A 14,895-nucleotide genomic window follows, 5' to 3' on the forward strand; every position below is an offset into this window, starting at 1 on the left:
GATCCCTCGCGCCGCTTCAATGCAGCGGCACGAGAATACGGAAATCGGTCTGCCCCGGTCTGCTCTCGCACTCGATCAGACCGTCGTGCTGCTGCACGAACGTCTGCGCGAGTGTCAGGCCCAGCCCGCTTCCGCCTTCCCGCCCCGACACCAGCGGAAAGAAAATGCGTTCGCGGATGTCGTCCGGGATACCAGGACCGTTGTCCACGACATGCAAGTCCAATGCCAGCTTGTAAAGCTGTTTTGCGATCGTGACTTTGCGGGCGACGCGCGTGCGCAGGATGATCTCCGCATCGCCCTGGGCCATGCGGGGACCAAGCGCATGCGCCGCGTTGTGGACGATGTTGAGCACGGCCTGGATGAGCTGCTCCTTGTCGCCGCGGAACTCCGGCAGGCTCGCGTCGTAGTCGCGCACGATACGCAGCCCTTGCGGAAACTCCGCCAGCACCACGGAGCGCACGCGCTCCAGCACCTCGTGGATGTTCACGTCGCCCACGATATGCGGGTGCCGGTGCGGCTCCAGCAAGCGGTCAACCAGCGTCTGCAGCCGGTCGGATTCCTTGATGATGACCTGCGTGTACTCGCGCAGTGAGCGCTCTGGCAGTTCGAACTCCAGCAGTTGCGCGGCCCCGCGGATGCCACCCAGCGGGTTCTTGATCTCGTGCGCGAGGTTGCGGATCAGTTCCTTGTTGGCGGATGACAGGTCCAGCAAGCGCTCCTCGCGTTCGCTGCGGATCTTCTGCTCGTTTGGCAGCAACTCCAGGAGCACCGCGCCCGGCGCAAAGTCGATCGCCCCGACCACGGCGTGCGCGTGCAGCGTCTCCTGGCCCAGGCGCTCGAGCGACACATCGCGGCGCTTGGCGTCGAACTGCCGCCCCGCCACGGTGGCGATCATCTCGGCCAGCTCGGACGGCTCCGCAAACAGCTCGTGCAGCGACATCTCCACCAGCTGGCGACGTGACACGGCCAGGGCAGCTTCCGCGGCGGGGTTGGCGTAGAAGATCGTCAGCGCCGGATGGCGGACGAAGAGGACGGGATTGGGCACCGCGTCGAGCCCGGGGTACGACGGGGGTGCGCCATGCGAAAACGGAATGGAGGGCAGCCCGTCGAGAGATTCGGGAACACCTGCCGACGGCGCGGAAGGCGTCGTCTGTTCCTGGACATCGCGGCGTGCCGCTTTGGGAATCAGTCGACGCGTCACTCAGCTACTCCTTTAGATTGCCCAGCTCCCGGCGGATCGAGTCGACATTCGCCTGGCTGCGTTCGATGTCACTCTTCAACTGCGCGGTGCGGTCCAGATATTTCTGGTAGTTGCGTTCGTTGCCCTGGCGCTCGGGCTGGCCGTTGTTGTATTCGGTCTTCAACGCCTGGAGCTTGCGCTCCTCTTCAGCCAATTCTGCTTCCAGCACCTGGCGGCGCTCGCCGTCACGCGCCTTCTGCGTGGCGCTGTCCACCCGCGGGAAACCGTTGCTCTGCGCCGGCGCCGGAGCGGCCCCGGCACTGCGCGGGCTGCGCGTCCCCGGCACGGTCACCACGTCGGGCAGCGTCAGTTTCCGGCACCCCTTGACGTTCCCGCTGTTGCGGTACTCCGGCACGCCGTTCGGGCCGGTGCACAGATAGACGTCATCGGCGTACGCGGGGGCCTGCGCGGACAGCGTGGCAAGCAGTCCGAATGCGATGCGTGAGGAAGGACGGAACATGAGTGGAACCTGGCTGAAACGTCGATCGGGTGCCGCTGTTCGGCAAATGCGGCGGACGCTCATTCTAGCCACAAAACCCCTCGCGCCAACAGAAAAGGGCGACCTGCGCCGCCCTTCTCCCTAAACGATGTCATGTCCTTGCCCCACGGTTGCATCGCATGGGGCAGCGGCACATTACAGCGAGTAGTACATCTCGAACTCAAGCGGGTGCGTCGTCATGCGGAAGCGCGTGACTTCTTCCATCTTGAGCTCGATGTAGGCGTCGAGCATGGCGTTGGAGAACACGCCGCCGCGGGTCAGGAACTCGCGATCCTTGTCCAGGTACTCGAGGGCCTGGTCCAGGCTCGAGCACACGGTCGGGATCTTTGCGTCTTCTTCCGGCGGCAGGTCGTACAGGTTCTTGTCGGCAGCTTCGCCCGGGTGGATCTTGTTCTGCACGCCGTCCAGACCGGCCATCAGCAGCGCAGCGAAGCCCAGGTACGGGTTCATCAGCGGATCCGGGAAGCGGGTCTCGATACGACGGCCCTTCGGGTTCGCCACGTACGGAATACGGATCGAAGCCGAGCGGTTACGCGCCGAGTAGGCCAGCTTGACCGGAGCCTCGAAGCCTGGCACCAGGCGCTTGTACGAGTTCGTGCCCGGGTTGGTGATGGCGTTCAGCGCGCGAGCGTGCTTGATGATGCCGCCGATGTAGTACAGCGCGAATTCCGACAGGCCTGCGTAGCCGTTGCCCGCGAACAGGTTCTGGCCGTCCTTCCACACCGACTGGTGAACGTGCATGCCCGAACCGTTGTCGCCCACGACCGGCTTCGGCATGAACGTAGCCGTCTTGCCGTAGGTGTGCGCGACGTTCTGGATCACGTACTTCTGCAGTTGCGTCCAGTCGGCGCGTTGCACCAGCGTGCTGAACTTCGTGCCGATTTCGTTCTGGCCCTGGCCAGCCACTTCGTGGTGGTGCACTTCAACCGGAATGCCCAGCGATTCCAGGATCAGGCACATTTCCGAACGCATGTCCTGGAACGTGTCGATCGGGGCAACCGGGAAGTAGCCGCCCTTCTTGCCCGGACGGTGGCCCGAGTTGCCGTGCTCGAACTCCTTGCCCGACGACCATGGTGCTTCTTCGGAATGGATCTTCACGAAGCAGCCTTGCATGTCGACGTTCCACGTCACGCCGTCGAAGATGAAGAATTCGGGTTCCGGACCGAAGTAGGCGGCGTCGCCCAGGCCGGAGCTCTTCAGGTAGGCTTCAGCGCGCTTGGCGATCGAGCGCGGATCGCGGTCGTAGCCCTTGCCGTCCGACGGTTCGATCACGTCGCAGGTCATCACCAGCGTCGGCTCTTCGTAGAACGGGTCGATGTGGGCGGTGCTGGCATCCGGCATCAGCAGCATGTCCGACGCTTCGATGCCCTTCCAGCCGGCGATCGACGAACCGTCGAAGGCGTGGCCGCTTTCGAACTTGTCTTCGCCGAAGTGCGAAACGGGGACCGAGACGTGCTGCTCCTTACCCTTGGTATCGGTGAAGCGGAAATCGACGAACTTGACGTCGTTTTCCTTCACGAGCTTCATCACGTCTGCAATGCTTTGGGACATGCCATTCTCCTGGTAGCGCGATAACGCAAATCATTGTGAGCCGGTTGTGTGACGGATCGCTGCCATATCGGCTGCAACTCGCGCTCACCCCCGAAACATCTTCTTTCTGGCAAGGTCGCCCGGCATGGCCCGACGCCCCTGAAAAAGACCGCGGGAATCTTAGCAGAAACCATGCCAATTTCCGTCCGCCGAGGGGCATGCGCTCCCGCAAACAGTGCAGGCCCGCAGGAGCCCAGGCCCGGGGCGGGAGAGTCGCGTTCCCGACCGGACCGCCCCGGCTCCGACGCCGCACCACGGTGAACCGGCAGGCTGTCTGACCAGCATAGCCAATGCACGCAGGCGGTGCATAAAAACCGAATCAGCACTATTTGAGTGCGAGCGAACCATGATGGCACCATTACGGGGATTTTCGCCCGCGCCACAGGGGCCCAGCGCTAAAATGGTCGCTTTCCATTTCGCCGTCCGATGCCATGACAGCCACCACACTCACTCGCGAGTCCCTGCTGGAAGCCGCCGCCGCGCGCCGCCAGGCCGATCAGCTGCCGTATTTCGGGGCGCTGTCACCGCAGGAGACTGCTGCGCTCCTGGCTGCCGACCCGCAGGCCCGGCTGGTGGACGTGCGCACGCGCGCCGAGCTGGACTGGGTGGGCACGCCAGATGTTGCGCCGGGCCAGTTCGTGCATGTGGAGTGGAACCAGTATCCGGGCGGCGTGCGCAACCCGAACTTCCTGAACGCTCTGGAAGCGGCTGTACCGAAGGACGCACCCGTGCTGTTCCTGTGCCGCAGCGCTGCACGCTCCAAGCACGCCGCCGCCGCCGCTGCACAAGCGGGCTACACGCTGGCAATGGACGTACTGGAAGGCTTCGAAGGCGCGAAGGACAGTGAAGGCCACCGCAAGACCGTGGAAGGCTGGTGCTTCCGCGGCTTGCCGTGGCACGGCGCGTAAACCGGCTCGGGCCTGGTCAGGAGGCCGCTGCGGCGTCCGCCTCGAAGATCTCGCCGCCGAGCGCCAGCGCGCCTTCTCGCAGTACCGCGTAGGCGCGCGCCACGGCCTCGGGCGTCCCCTTTACCCCCAGGTCGATGTGCGAGCGGGCATAGCGCTCGCCGCGGGCCGCATCGCCGACGCTCGGCAGGCTGAAGACCTTCACGCCGTCGAACTCGGCTTCGATGCGCTCCATCAGCGGTGTCAGCCGCGACTCCGGCAGGCCGAACACCAGGAACGATCGCTCTTCGCGCGGCGCGCGGTGGAATTGGTCGGCGTAATACGTGTCGAGCACCCACTCCATCATCGGCCACGCCATCACCGGAAAGCCCGGCATGAAGTGGTGATGCGCCACAGAGAACCCGGGGATCTTGTTGTAGCTGTTCGGGATGATGCGCGCGCCCTTTGGAAACTCACCCATCTTGAAGCGATGCTGGTTTTCGGGCGTGGAGATATCCGCCTTGACGGGATCGCCGCCGGCCGTGTCGATGATGCGCTGGGTGATCAGTTCGCGCGCTTCGCTGTGCAGCTCCAGCGGCACGCCGAGCGCCGCGGCGGCGCATTGACGCGTGTGGTCGTCGGGCGTGGCACCGATGCCGCCGGTGCAGAACACCACGTCGTCGCTGGCGAACGTGCGCTTGAGCACGCTGGTGATGCGCGCGGGCTGGTCGCCAACGTACTCGGCCCACTCCAGTGCTAGGCCGCGCTCGCCAAGCACTTCGATCAGCTTGCGCAGGTGTTTGTCTTCGCGGCGGCCGGAGAGGATCTCGTCGCCGATGATGATCATGCCGAAAGCCATGTCAGTCCTTGTTGCTTAGTCGCGGGGCAGCTCAATGGTGTGCACGTCGATGACCGATGCCTCGACCCGGCGTGCAGGGGGTGCCTCTGCGCGCAACCGCGTGAGCGCGCGCAGGCAGAAGTGCCCGAACCAAAGCGCCGAAAAGATGAAGATCAGCACATACAGCCAGATGACCGCGATGGCGATGATCGGGAACAGCACGATCGTCACCACCGACGACACCCACAGCAGTGTCGGCGCCGAGCCCAGCATGCCGACCGCAATGCCGATGCCCAGCAGCGGCAGCCGGTAGCGCTGCATGATCGCTCGGCGCTCGTCTGCGCTGGCGTGGTCAGCCAGCGCGTCGTAGGTCATCAGCCGATACGTGAGCCAGCCCCAGAGCAAGGGCGGGATCAGGGCAAAGAACGGAGGGATCAGCCACAACGGCAGCGTAAGAATCGCCACCAGGATGAACACGGCCGTGCACAGCAGCGCATGCAGCACGCTACCCGCGATGGAGCCGCCCTTGCGCCGTTCGAGCTGCGGGTAGCTGCGATCGAGAAACCGCATGACCGAAGGCACCGACGTCACGCTCACAAAGACGAGGATCGACACGACGATCACCGGCACAAGCAACGTGATGACAAGCAGCGGTGCGACGGCCGACCACAGGCCCGTCATGCCGATGGCACTGAGGCCGCTCTTGATCCAGCCCATGAAGGCCCAGCTTTCGACGGCGCTCCGGGCCATGCCGTTCATGGCATCCCAGCCGAAATACAGAACGCCGCCCCACACCACCAGGGCCACGATAAACGGCAGCACGGTCAGGAACAGCATGCGCGGATGCAGTTGCGACAGCAGCGCGCGGCCAAACGAGCGAATCAGGTCGTTCATGCGGGAATCGGGGAATCTGCGAGCGGACAGCCTAGCACAGCGCGCCGACATGACGCGCGCTGCTTCGCTCGCACTTAGGCGCGGCCGAAGAGCCGCTTGATGCCCAGCCACTGCTGGCGCAGCACGCCGCGGCCGTAGTCGCGTGAGCGGCCTTGCGGCGCCGGAAGCTGATCGCGGATGCCGGTGGCGTGGTACTCCGGCGAGAAGACGGCGGTGCCGAACAGCATGTCCCACCACGGGAACAGCACGCCGAAGTTGCAGCCGCCCAGCACACCCGGCTTGCCGGGCACCTCGTGCCCCAGCCCGATGGCGTGGTGCAGCCGGTGGAAGCGCGGCGAGATCAGCAGCCGCTCGCCGAGCCAGCCAAAGTGCAAACGTACGTTGGCGTGCTGCAGGCTCTGCAGCAGTTGCGAGATGGCGACCAGCAGCACGTACTGCGAAGGCTCGACGCCGATGACCAGCGCCGCGATGGCAAACACCGCGCCGCGCAGCACGTCGTCGATGATGTGATTGCGGTCGTCCGACCACAGCGTCATCTGCCGCTGGCTGTGGTGCAGCGCATGCAGGCTCCACCACCAGTGGAACTTGTGCGATAGCCGGTGATACCAGTAGTCGAGCAGGTCGAACAGCACCAGATAGACCAGGAAGCTCACGATGGCGATGGACGTCACGCCCGGCCACCAGTCTTCCACGTTCAGGTGCGCCCAGCCCCAGAAACGCAGCTCGCCGTCCAGCGCATCGATGAGCGGCTGCAGCGTGAAGAACATCAGCAGCGGAAAAAAGCCGAGCCGGTGGAACAGCGTATAGATGACATCGGCGCGCACGGCCTTGCGATCGTGCATCGGCTCTACGGGACGCCAACGCTCCAGCGGACGAAAGACGAGCAGCAACACGGCGATCTGCAGGAGACCCATCAGTAGCCACTCGGTGCCGGGGTAGGCATCCTCGACATAACCGCCGAGGCCGATGGCATAGGTGAGCGGCATCACGACATGCTGAAACAGCAGGTCCTGCGCTTGCGTGAAGGTGTCGGCAATCCAGTCGAACATGTCAGTGTGCCGCCGGGTGAGCGGCAAACCAGGCCTTGTACTGCGGATGATCGCGCAGGGTGGCAAAACAGAAACCCTTGCGCTCCAGGCCGGTGATCAGCGGCTCCAGATCGGCGGGCGCCCACGGGTCCTTGCGCGACCAGATGCCCAGGTGCGCCATCGTGATGTCGCCATCGCGCAGGCTCGCGAGCGCCTTGTCGAGCAAGGCCGCATTCGAATACCGCTCGGACGGCAGCTCGTCGCCGAGAAAGCCCGCCGGCGCCCATGCCACATGCGCAAAGCCGCATTGCTGGGCCCAGCGTTCCGTCGTCGCAGAAAGATGGCCGCCGGGCGCGCGCCACAGCGGGTCCATCGGCTGGCCGGTCATGGCCTTGAAGCGTTCGGCGCTGCGCTTGAGTTCGGCGCAGAATTCGGGCTCGCCCCAGACGACGCTGCGGCCGCCCTGCTCGCCGAACTGCGGGCGGAAGCGGACCTTGCCGGCGCCAGCCTCGCCCTTGTAGTAGACGTGATCGAAGGTGTGCGTACCGAAAGCGTGGCCGTCGGCCGCGAGCGATTTCCAGTACGGCACCCATCCGTCATCGAGCGTGCTGTCGCCGTGGATCGTCTTCTCGTTGGCAAGGAAGAACGTGGCGTGGACGCGGTGGCGGCGCAGCGTGTCGGCAATCAGCTGCGCCTGGCTCATGCTGCCCGTGTCGAACGTCAGGTACACCGTGCCCTTGCAGGCGCCGGCGTTGACCCCACCCGGCGCAGCCGTGGCGATCGCGCACAGGCTCAGCGCCGCTGCGGCAGCCACCGTACGCAGGATCAGGCCGGGCTTCATGATGACCACGCCTCAGATGAGCGGCGCGCGCGAACGGAAGTAGATGCCATGCGGCGAGCGGCCGACCTTGATCTCTTCCACCACCTTGCGGCTGGCAACGTCAACGATGGCCACGCGCTTGGCCCAGCGGCACGTCACCCAGAGCTGCTTGCCGTCGGCGGTGAGTTCCATGTCGTCGGGGCCTGGTGGCAGTCCGGTGATGTCGCCCACCTTGGTCAGCGTCTGCTGATCGACGATGCTGATCGTGCCTGACACGCGGTTCGACAGGAACAGATGGCGCTTGTCGCCCAGCGCGCGGAAGTTGTGTGCACCCTTGCCGGTCTGGATGCGCTTGACGCTGGTGCGGTTGCGCCAGTCAATGACTTCGACGTAGTCCGCGCCCGTCATGCCGACGAGCAGGTATTTCTGGTCGGTCGTGACCCACACGCCTGCGGGGGCCGAGCCGATGGTCATGCGCCACATCACGGTCTGCGTGGGCAGGTCGATGGCCATGACCTCGTTGGAATCCTGCAGCGTGATGAAGGCGATCTTGCTGTCGGCCGTGAACGCAATGTGGCTCGGCGTCTTGGCGGCGGGAATCTGCTTGGCGATGGTGAGCGCATGGCCGTCCCAGCGGTACACGTCGACCCGGTCCAGGCGGTTGCCGGTGGTCAGAAACCACTTCTGGTCGGGCGAGAAGCCGATCTGGTATGGGTCATCAATGCGCGGCACCCGCTGCTGAATCTTGCCCGTGATCGGGTCGAGGAACACCAGATCGTTGCCGACCGCGTTCGCCACGATCAGCGATTTCTCGTCTGGTGTCGCAATCAGGTGGTGCGGCTCCTTGCCGACGGGGAAGGTCTCCAGCACCTTGCGGGTGTCCTTGTCGATCAGGGTGACGCTGGCGTCTCCCGAATTGAGCACGGTGACGACTTCAGCACGCGCGGCATGCGTTGCCGCCAAGGCGGCGGCCGACAGGACAAGCGTGGAAAACCAGCGGGAGGCAAACGAGGCGCGCACAGCGGACATAACGAGAAGATTCAGCGACTTAGCCAGCCATTCTAACGCCGGCCCTCAGGCGGTCGCTGACACAAATCAAAAAAGAAAATGGGAACTTTCGGCGCGCAAGACAATGCACAGCCGGGCTACCGCTGCATCGACTCCCATACCTTCTGCAGCCGCTTGACCGACATCGGCACGGGCGTGCGCAATTCCTGCGCGAACAAGGCGATGCGCAACTCCTCCAGCATCCAGCGGAACTCTTCCATGCGCGGGTCGGTGCCGCCCTGCCCTTGCACGCGCAGCGCCTTCTCGGCGCGCTGGTATTGCTGGATGAGCGGGGTCATCTCGTGCATGCGCTGCGTGTCGCGCGTGGGATCCGCCTTGAGCTTGTCGATGCGCAGGGCGATGCCCTTGAGGTAGCGCGGAAAATGCGTCAGCTGCGCATACGGCGTCGCTTCGATGAAACGCTTGTGCATCAGCACCTTCAACTGCGCGTCGATGTCCGCATAGGCGGCGGCAAACGGTTTGGCGATCTGCAGCTTGCGCGGCAGGTGGGCGTACTCGGCCAGGATGGCGCCCACCAGCCGCGCAATCTCCTGCGCCAGCAGCGTAAGGCGTGCTCGGCTCTCGTCCTTGCGGGCGCCGAAGCTGGCGTCATCGGTGGGCAGTGGGTCCTGCAGGCAGGCGCGCTCCAGCGTGGCGTCCAGGATCTGGTTACGCAGTTCATCCTGCGTGCCCAGGTTCATGAACTGGATCGCCATCTGCGACAGGCCGGGGATGTTCTTCTCCAGGTACTTCAACGGCTCGCGCAGCTGGATCGCAAAGAGCCGGCGCAGGCCCAGGCGGTGGATGCGTGCCGCCTCGGCGGGGTCGTCGAAGACTTCCACGTCGCAGTGATCGCCGGCGTCGACGAGTGCCGGGTAGCCGAACAGCGTCTGGTTGCCCTTGCGGATTTCGAGCAACTCCGGCAATGCCCCGAAATTCCACGTCGTGAGACCCGAATACAGCGCAGCGTTCGAGGGTGCGTCGCCCTTGCTGCTCTTGGCCGGCTTGGCACCATCCTGCGCGCCGGCCACGGCCGCGTCCTTGGCGGCGATCGACTGGAACGTCTGCTGCGCCCGCCCGCCCAGTTCCGCGCGCAGCTGGGCCAGGTTGCGGCCCATGTCGAGCTGGCGGCCGTGCTCGTCGATCACCTTGAAGTTCATGAAGTGATGCGCGGGCAGCGTTTCGAGCTTGAAGTCGGCACGCTTGAGCGGCGTGCCGGTCTGCTCGCGCACGTCGGCGATCAGGCGGTCCAGCAGATCGCCGTCGCCGAGCTTCACACGCGAGACGAATCCGGCCGCGTAATCGGGCAGCGGCACGCAATGGCGGCGCAGCTTCTGCGGCAGGCTCTTGAGCAGCAGGTGCACCTTCTCCTTGAGCATGCCGGGCACCAGCCATTCCGCCCGCTGCGCGGGCACCTGATTGAGCGCATACAGCGGCACCGTCAGCGTCACGCCGTCGCGCGGGCTGCCGGGCTCGAAGTGGTACGTCAGGCCCATGTCGATGCCGGCGATCGGCAGCGTCTTGGGGAACAGGTCGGTGGTGATGCCGGCCGCCTCGTGCCGCATCAGGTCATCGCGATTCAGGTACAGCAGCTTCGGGTTACCCTTGGCCGCCTCGGCATACCAGCGCTCGAACGAAACCGTGTGGTAGACGTCCGCCGGAATCTGGCTGTCGTAGAACGCGTAGATCAGTTCGTCGTCCACCAGCACGTCCTGCCGGCGGGACTTGTGCTCGAGATTCTCGATCTCGCGCACCAGGCGCTGGTTGTGCGCAAAGAACGGCAGGCGCGTCTCGAATTCGCCATCGACGAGCGCCCGGCGGATGAACAGCTCGCGCGCCTCCTTCGGCTGCATCGGCCCGAAATGCACGCGGCGCTGCTGGTAGATCGGCAGGCCGTACAGCGTGCCGCGCTCGAAGGCCATCACCTGGCCGGCCTTCTTCTCCCAATGCGGATCGCTCCACGACACCTTCAGCAGGTGCGCGCCGACCTTCTCGACCCACTCCGGCTCAATGCGTGCGAGCGTGCGGCCGAACAGGCGGCTGGTCTCCACGAGCTCTCCCGCCACCACCCACTTGCCGGCCTTGCGTGCGATGGCCGAACCGGGCCACAGGAAGAACTTGATGCCGCGTGCGCCCAGGTATTCGCGGCCTTTGCCGTCGGCCTCTTCAATGCGCACGCCGATGTTGCCGAGCAAGCCCGTCAGCAGCGCCAGATGCAGTTGCTCGTACGTCGGCTCGGATTCGTTGAGCTTCCAGCCCTGCTCCGCCACCGTGGTGTGCAATTGCGAATGCACATCGCGCCATTCTCGCAGCCGTACGTGCGAGAGGAAATGCGCGCGGCAATTCTCCTGCAACTGCTTGTTCGATTTCTTGTGCGCGACCGCCTCTTCAAACCACTTCCACAACTTCACCCAACCGAGAAATTCAGACTTCTCGTCGGCAAACTCGCGGTGGGCCTGGTCGGCCTGCTGCTGCAACTCCTGCGGGCGCTCGCGCGGGTCCTGCACCGACAACGCGCTCGCAATGATGAGCATTTCGCGCAGGCATTGGTGGTCGCGCCCGGCCAGAATCATCCGCGCGACACGCGGGTCCAGTGGCAGGCGGGCGATCTGCTTGCCCAGGGGGGTCAGCGCATTCTCGTCGTTGACGGCGCCGAGTTCCTGCAGGAGCTGGTAGCCATCCGCAATCGCCCGGCCCAGCGGCGGCTCGATGAACGGAAACTGCTCGACGTCGGTCAGCCGCAGCGCCTTCATGCGCAGGATCACCGACGCCAGCGACGAACGCAGGATCTCCGGATCGGTAAAGCGCGGCCGCGCGATGAAATCGGCCTCTTCATACAGACGGATGCACACGCCGTCGGCCACCCGGCCGCAACGGCCCGCGCGCTGGTTCGCCGCGGCCTGCGACACCGGCTCGATCTGCAATTGCTCGACCTTGTTCCGATACGAATAGCGCTTGACGCGCGCCAGCCCCGTATCGACGACATACCGAATGCCCGGCACCGTGAGCGACGTCTCCGCCACGTTGGTGGCCAGCACGATGCGCCGCGCGTTGGACGGGCGGAACACGCGTTCCTGCTCCTGCACCGACAGCCGCGCAAACAGCGGCAGGATCTCGGTATGCGCCGGATGGTGCTTGCGCAGCGCCTCGGCTGCTTCGCGGATCTCGCGCTCGCCGGGCAGGAAGATCAGCACGTCGCCGGGGCCTTCGCGGGCCAGTTCGTCCACCGCGTCGACGATACCGTCATAGAGGTCGCGGTCCTTGTCATTCTCGTCGCGCTGAACGGGGCGATAGCGCACCTCGACCGGATACAGCCGGCCGCTGACCTCGATGACCGGCGCCGGCCCTTTCGGCCCCGCAAAGTGCTCGGCAAACCGCTGGGCGTCGATGGTCGCCGAGGTGATGATCACCTTCAGATCGGGCCGGCGCGGCAGCAACTGCTTCAGGTAGCCGAGCAGGAAGTCGATGTTGAGGCTGCGCTCGTGCGCCTCGTCGATGATGATCGTGTCGTACGCGCGCAGCAGCGGGTCGTTCTGCGTCTCGGCCAGCAGGATGCCGTCGGTCATCAGCTTGACCGACGCGCCCGCCGAGAGCGTGTCGTTGAAGCGCACCTGAAAGCCGACGTGCTCGCCCACCGGCGTGCCGATCTCCTGCGCGATGCGCTTGGCGGTCGACGTGGCGGCAATCCGTCTGGGCTGCGTATGGCCAATGAGCCCGGTGCCACCCGCCCCGATGCCTCGCCCGATCGACAGGCATATCTTGGGCAGCTGCGTGGTCTTGCCCGAGCCCGTCTCGCCGGAAACGATTACCACCTGGTGTTTGGCGATGGCCCCGGCGATTTCGTCGCGCCGGGCCGACACGGGCAGCGCTTCCGGAAACGTGATCGGCGGAACGGGATTGGCGCGTGCGCGGCGGGCCTCGAGGGCGGCCGCGAGCGCTTCCGGCGTCGGCGTGGGGCGGCGCGGGCGGCGGCCATCACCGCCCGGCTGGCGTGCAGGCCGGTTGGCGTCGTGGGGCTGCGGTCGAGAGGGTGCCGCAGAGCGCGGCCGGGCGTGGGAATCTGACATCGGCCGGGATTATAATCCGCGCATCTTTCCTGCACCGGCCGCGCTCTGCGCCTACCCTGCCCCCGCCCGTGACCGCTCGTTCCTCCGCCCCCGCCGCCGGCGTTCCGCCCAGTGTTTCGCTGGTCGCCCACACGCCAGCCCCCGACGTCGCCCCGATTGCACCCACGCCAGAACAGCAGCAGTTTGTCGACTGGCTGCGTGCCGTGGCGCCCTACATCCATGCGTTCCGCGACAAGACCTTCGTCATCGGATTTGGCGGCGAATTGGTCAAGGCCGGCATGCTGGGTTCGCTGGTCAACGACGTCGCCCTGCTGCACGCCATGGGCATGCGCATCGTGCTGGTGCACGGCTCGCGCCCGCAGGTGGAAGAGCAACTGGCGCTGCGCAACGTGCAGACGCAGTTTGTCGACGGCGTGCGCGTGACCGACAACGCGGCGCTTGAATCGGCCAAGGAGGCCTCGGGCGAACTGCGCCTGGATATCGAGGCGACTTTCAGCCAGGCGCTGCCCAACACGCCGATGGCGGGCGCGCGCATCTCGGTGGTGTCCGGCAATTTCGTGACGGCGCGGCCGGTCGGCATCGTCAACGGGGTGGACTTCCAGCACACCGGGCTCGTGCGCAAGATCGACGCCGATTCGATCCAGCAATCGCTGTCGAACCGCAAGATCGTGCTGCTCTCGCCGCTGGGCTTCTCGCCGACGGGGCAGGCGTTCAACCTGTCGATGGAAGACGTGGCCGCCAATACGGCCGCGGCGCTCAAGGCCGACAAGCTGATCTTCATCACTGAAGTGCAAGGCCTGGTGGACCGGGTGGGCAAGCTGCAGCAGGATCTGTCGATGGAGATGGCCATCGAGCGCCTGCGCGACGGCAGCCTGTCGCACGACGTGGCGTACTACCTGCAGCACATCGTCAAGGCCATGCGCGGGGGCGTGCGCCGCGCGCACCTGATTCCGTTCGCGCTGGACGGCAGCATCCTGCTGGAGCTCTTCCTGCACGATGGCGTGGGCAGCATGGTCTCGCACACCGACCTGGAATACCTGCGCGAAGCCACGCTGGACGACGTGGGCGGCATCGTGCAGCTGATCGAGCCGCTGGAAGCAGACGGCACACTCGTGCCGCGCGAGCGCCGCCTGCTCGAGCGCGACATCGCCAACTTCTCGGTCATCGAGCACGACGGCATCATCTTCGGCTGCGCGGCGCTGTATCCGTACCCGAAGGAAGGCGTGGGCGAAATGGCGTGCCTGACGGTGTCCCCCGACAGCCAGGGCACCGGCGACGGCGAACGCCTGCTCAAGCACATCGAGGCGCGCGCGCGCGCCATCGGCCTCAAGCACCTGTTCGTGCTCACCACGCGCACGGAGCACTGGTTCCTCAAGCGCGGCTTCGTGCGCGCCAGCGTGGACGATCTCCCGGAAGACCGCCGCAAGCTGTACAACTGGCAGCGGCGCTCGATGGTGCTGATGAAGAAGCTCTGAGCCGCGGTATGTCCCCGAGCGGCGTGCCGGAATCGCAGGCGAACCGGCTGCGCGCCTTACAATAGCGGGATTCGCGCGCGCCCCATGGCGACGCATCCGCCACAAGAGTCAAAGAGAGGAACCCCATGGCCCGCATGGTCCACTGCGTCAAGCTCAACAAGGAAGCCGAAGGCCTCGACTTCCCGCCCCTGCCCGGCGAACTGGGCAAGAAGATCTGGCAAAGCGTGTCGAAGGAAGCCTGGGCCGGCTGGCTCAAGCACCAGACCATGCTCATCAACGAAAACCGCCTGAACATGGCGGATTCCCGCGCCCGCCAGTACCTGCTCAAGCAAACGGAAAAGTACTTCTTTGGTGAAGGCGCCGACCAGGCTTCCGGCTACGTGCCCCCGCCCTCGGCCTGATCCGCCCTGAAGAGCAGAAAAGCCGTTCAGTATGCGCTGAACGGCTTTTTTTGTTGGCTGACCCGTCCTGAATAAGGTTGACACTTTTTCCTGGTGGAGCAAGGAGAGTCAA

12 protein-coding genes are annotated in these 14,895 nt (G+C 65.4%); 3 read left to right on the forward strand and 9 right to left on the reverse strand.

What is annotated here, in order from left to right; translation table 11 throughout:
• Window positions 1-16: 16 nt before the first annotated feature.
• The 3 genes from glnL to A6M56_RS14560 form a co-directional block, all read right to left on the reverse strand.
• Window positions 17-1,201, reverse strand: a complete 1,185-nt coding sequence (gene glnL, locus A6M56_RS14550) for a nitrogen regulation protein NR(II) (RefSeq protein WP_045786627.1) — start codon at window positions 1,199-1,201, stop codon at window positions 17-19.
• A 4-nt stretch (window positions 1,202-1,205) separates the two neighbouring features.
• The gene (locus A6M56_RS14555) at window positions 1,206-1,700 is read right to left on the reverse strand and encodes a DUF4124 domain-containing protein (protein WP_102079687.1); all 495 of its coding nucleotides are present in this window, start codon (window positions 1,698-1,700) and stop codon (window positions 1,206-1,208) included.
• A 174-nt stretch (window positions 1,701-1,874) separates the two neighbouring features.
• A complete protein-coding gene (locus A6M56_RS14560; protein ID WP_045786625.1) occupies window positions 1,875-3,290 on the reverse strand; it encodes a 3-hydroxylaminophenol mutase in 1,416 nt (471 codons plus the stop codon).
• Window positions 3,291-3,760: 470 nt separating this feature from the next.
• Between A6M56_RS14560 and A6M56_RS14565 the strand changes: the two genes are divergently transcribed.
• On the forward strand, window positions 3,761-4,237 hold the full coding sequence (locus tag A6M56_RS14565; protein WP_045786624.1) for a rhodanese-like domain-containing protein: 477 nt from the start codon (window positions 3,761-3,763) through the stop codon (window positions 4,235-4,237).
• 16 nt (window positions 4,238-4,253) lie between these two features.
• Here the strand turns inward: A6M56_RS14565 and A6M56_RS14570 are convergent, their stop codons facing one another.
• From A6M56_RS14570 to hrpA, 6 genes are all read right to left on the reverse strand, one after another.
• The gene (locus tag A6M56_RS14570) at window positions 4,254-5,072 is read right to left on the reverse strand and encodes a competence/damage-inducible protein A (RefSeq protein ID WP_045786623.1); all 819 of its coding nucleotides are present in this window, start codon (window positions 5,070-5,072) and stop codon (window positions 4,254-4,256) included.
• Window positions 5,073-5,087: 15 nt separating this feature from the next.
• Window positions 5,088-5,945 carry an EI24 domain-containing protein gene (locus tag A6M56_RS14575; RefSeq protein ID WP_045786622.1) on the reverse strand — a complete coding sequence of 286 codons (858 nt, stop codon included), beginning with the start codon at window positions 5,943-5,945 and terminating at the stop codon, window positions 5,088-5,090.
• A 74-nt stretch (window positions 5,946-6,019) separates the two neighbouring features.
• Complete coding sequence (locus A6M56_RS14580; RefSeq protein WP_045786621.1) at window positions 6,020-6,994, reverse strand: sterol desaturase family protein; 975 nt, start codon at window positions 6,992-6,994, stop codon at window positions 6,020-6,022.
• A gap of 1 nt (window position 6,995) precedes the next feature.
• The gene (locus A6M56_RS14585; protein ID WP_062737525.1) at window positions 6,996-7,814 is read right to left on the reverse strand and encodes a polysaccharide deacetylase family protein; all 819 of its coding nucleotides are present in this window, start codon (window positions 7,812-7,814) and stop codon (window positions 6,996-6,998) included.
• 12 nt (window positions 7,815-7,826) lie between these two features.
• On the reverse strand, window positions 7,827-8,822 hold the full coding sequence (locus A6M56_RS14590; RefSeq protein ID WP_045786619.1) for a YVTN family beta-propeller repeat protein: 996 nt from the start codon (window positions 8,820-8,822) through the stop codon (window positions 7,827-7,829).
• A gap of 116 nt (window positions 8,823-8,938) precedes the next feature.
• Entirely contained in the window at window positions 8,939-12,907 is a 3,969-nt protein-coding gene (gene hrpA, locus A6M56_RS14595; protein WP_102079686.1) for an ATP-dependent RNA helicase HrpA, read from the reverse strand.
• Window positions 12,908-12,975: 68 nt separating this feature from the next.
• On the opposite strand from hrpA, the gene argA reads away from it, so the two are divergent.
• Both argA and A6M56_RS14605 read left to right on the forward strand, forming a co-directional pair.
• Window positions 12,976-14,382, forward strand: coding sequence for an amino-acid N-acetyltransferase (argA, locus tag A6M56_RS14600; protein ID WP_045786617.1), 1,407 nt, complete (start codon window positions 12,976-12,978; stop codon window positions 14,380-14,382).
• A gap of 125 nt (window positions 14,383-14,507) precedes the next feature.
• Window positions 14,508-14,783, forward strand: coding sequence for an oxidative damage protection protein (locus A6M56_RS14605; RefSeq protein WP_045786616.1), 276 nt, complete (start codon window positions 14,508-14,510; stop codon window positions 14,781-14,783).
• Window positions 14,784-14,895: the final 112 nt, after the last annotated feature.

This window comes from Ralstonia sp. RL (assembly GCF_001683835.1).
In the GTDB taxonomy this organism is placed as follows: Bacteria; Pseudomonadota; Gammaproteobacteria; order Burkholderiales; family Burkholderiaceae; genus Ralstonia; species Ralstonia mannitolilytica.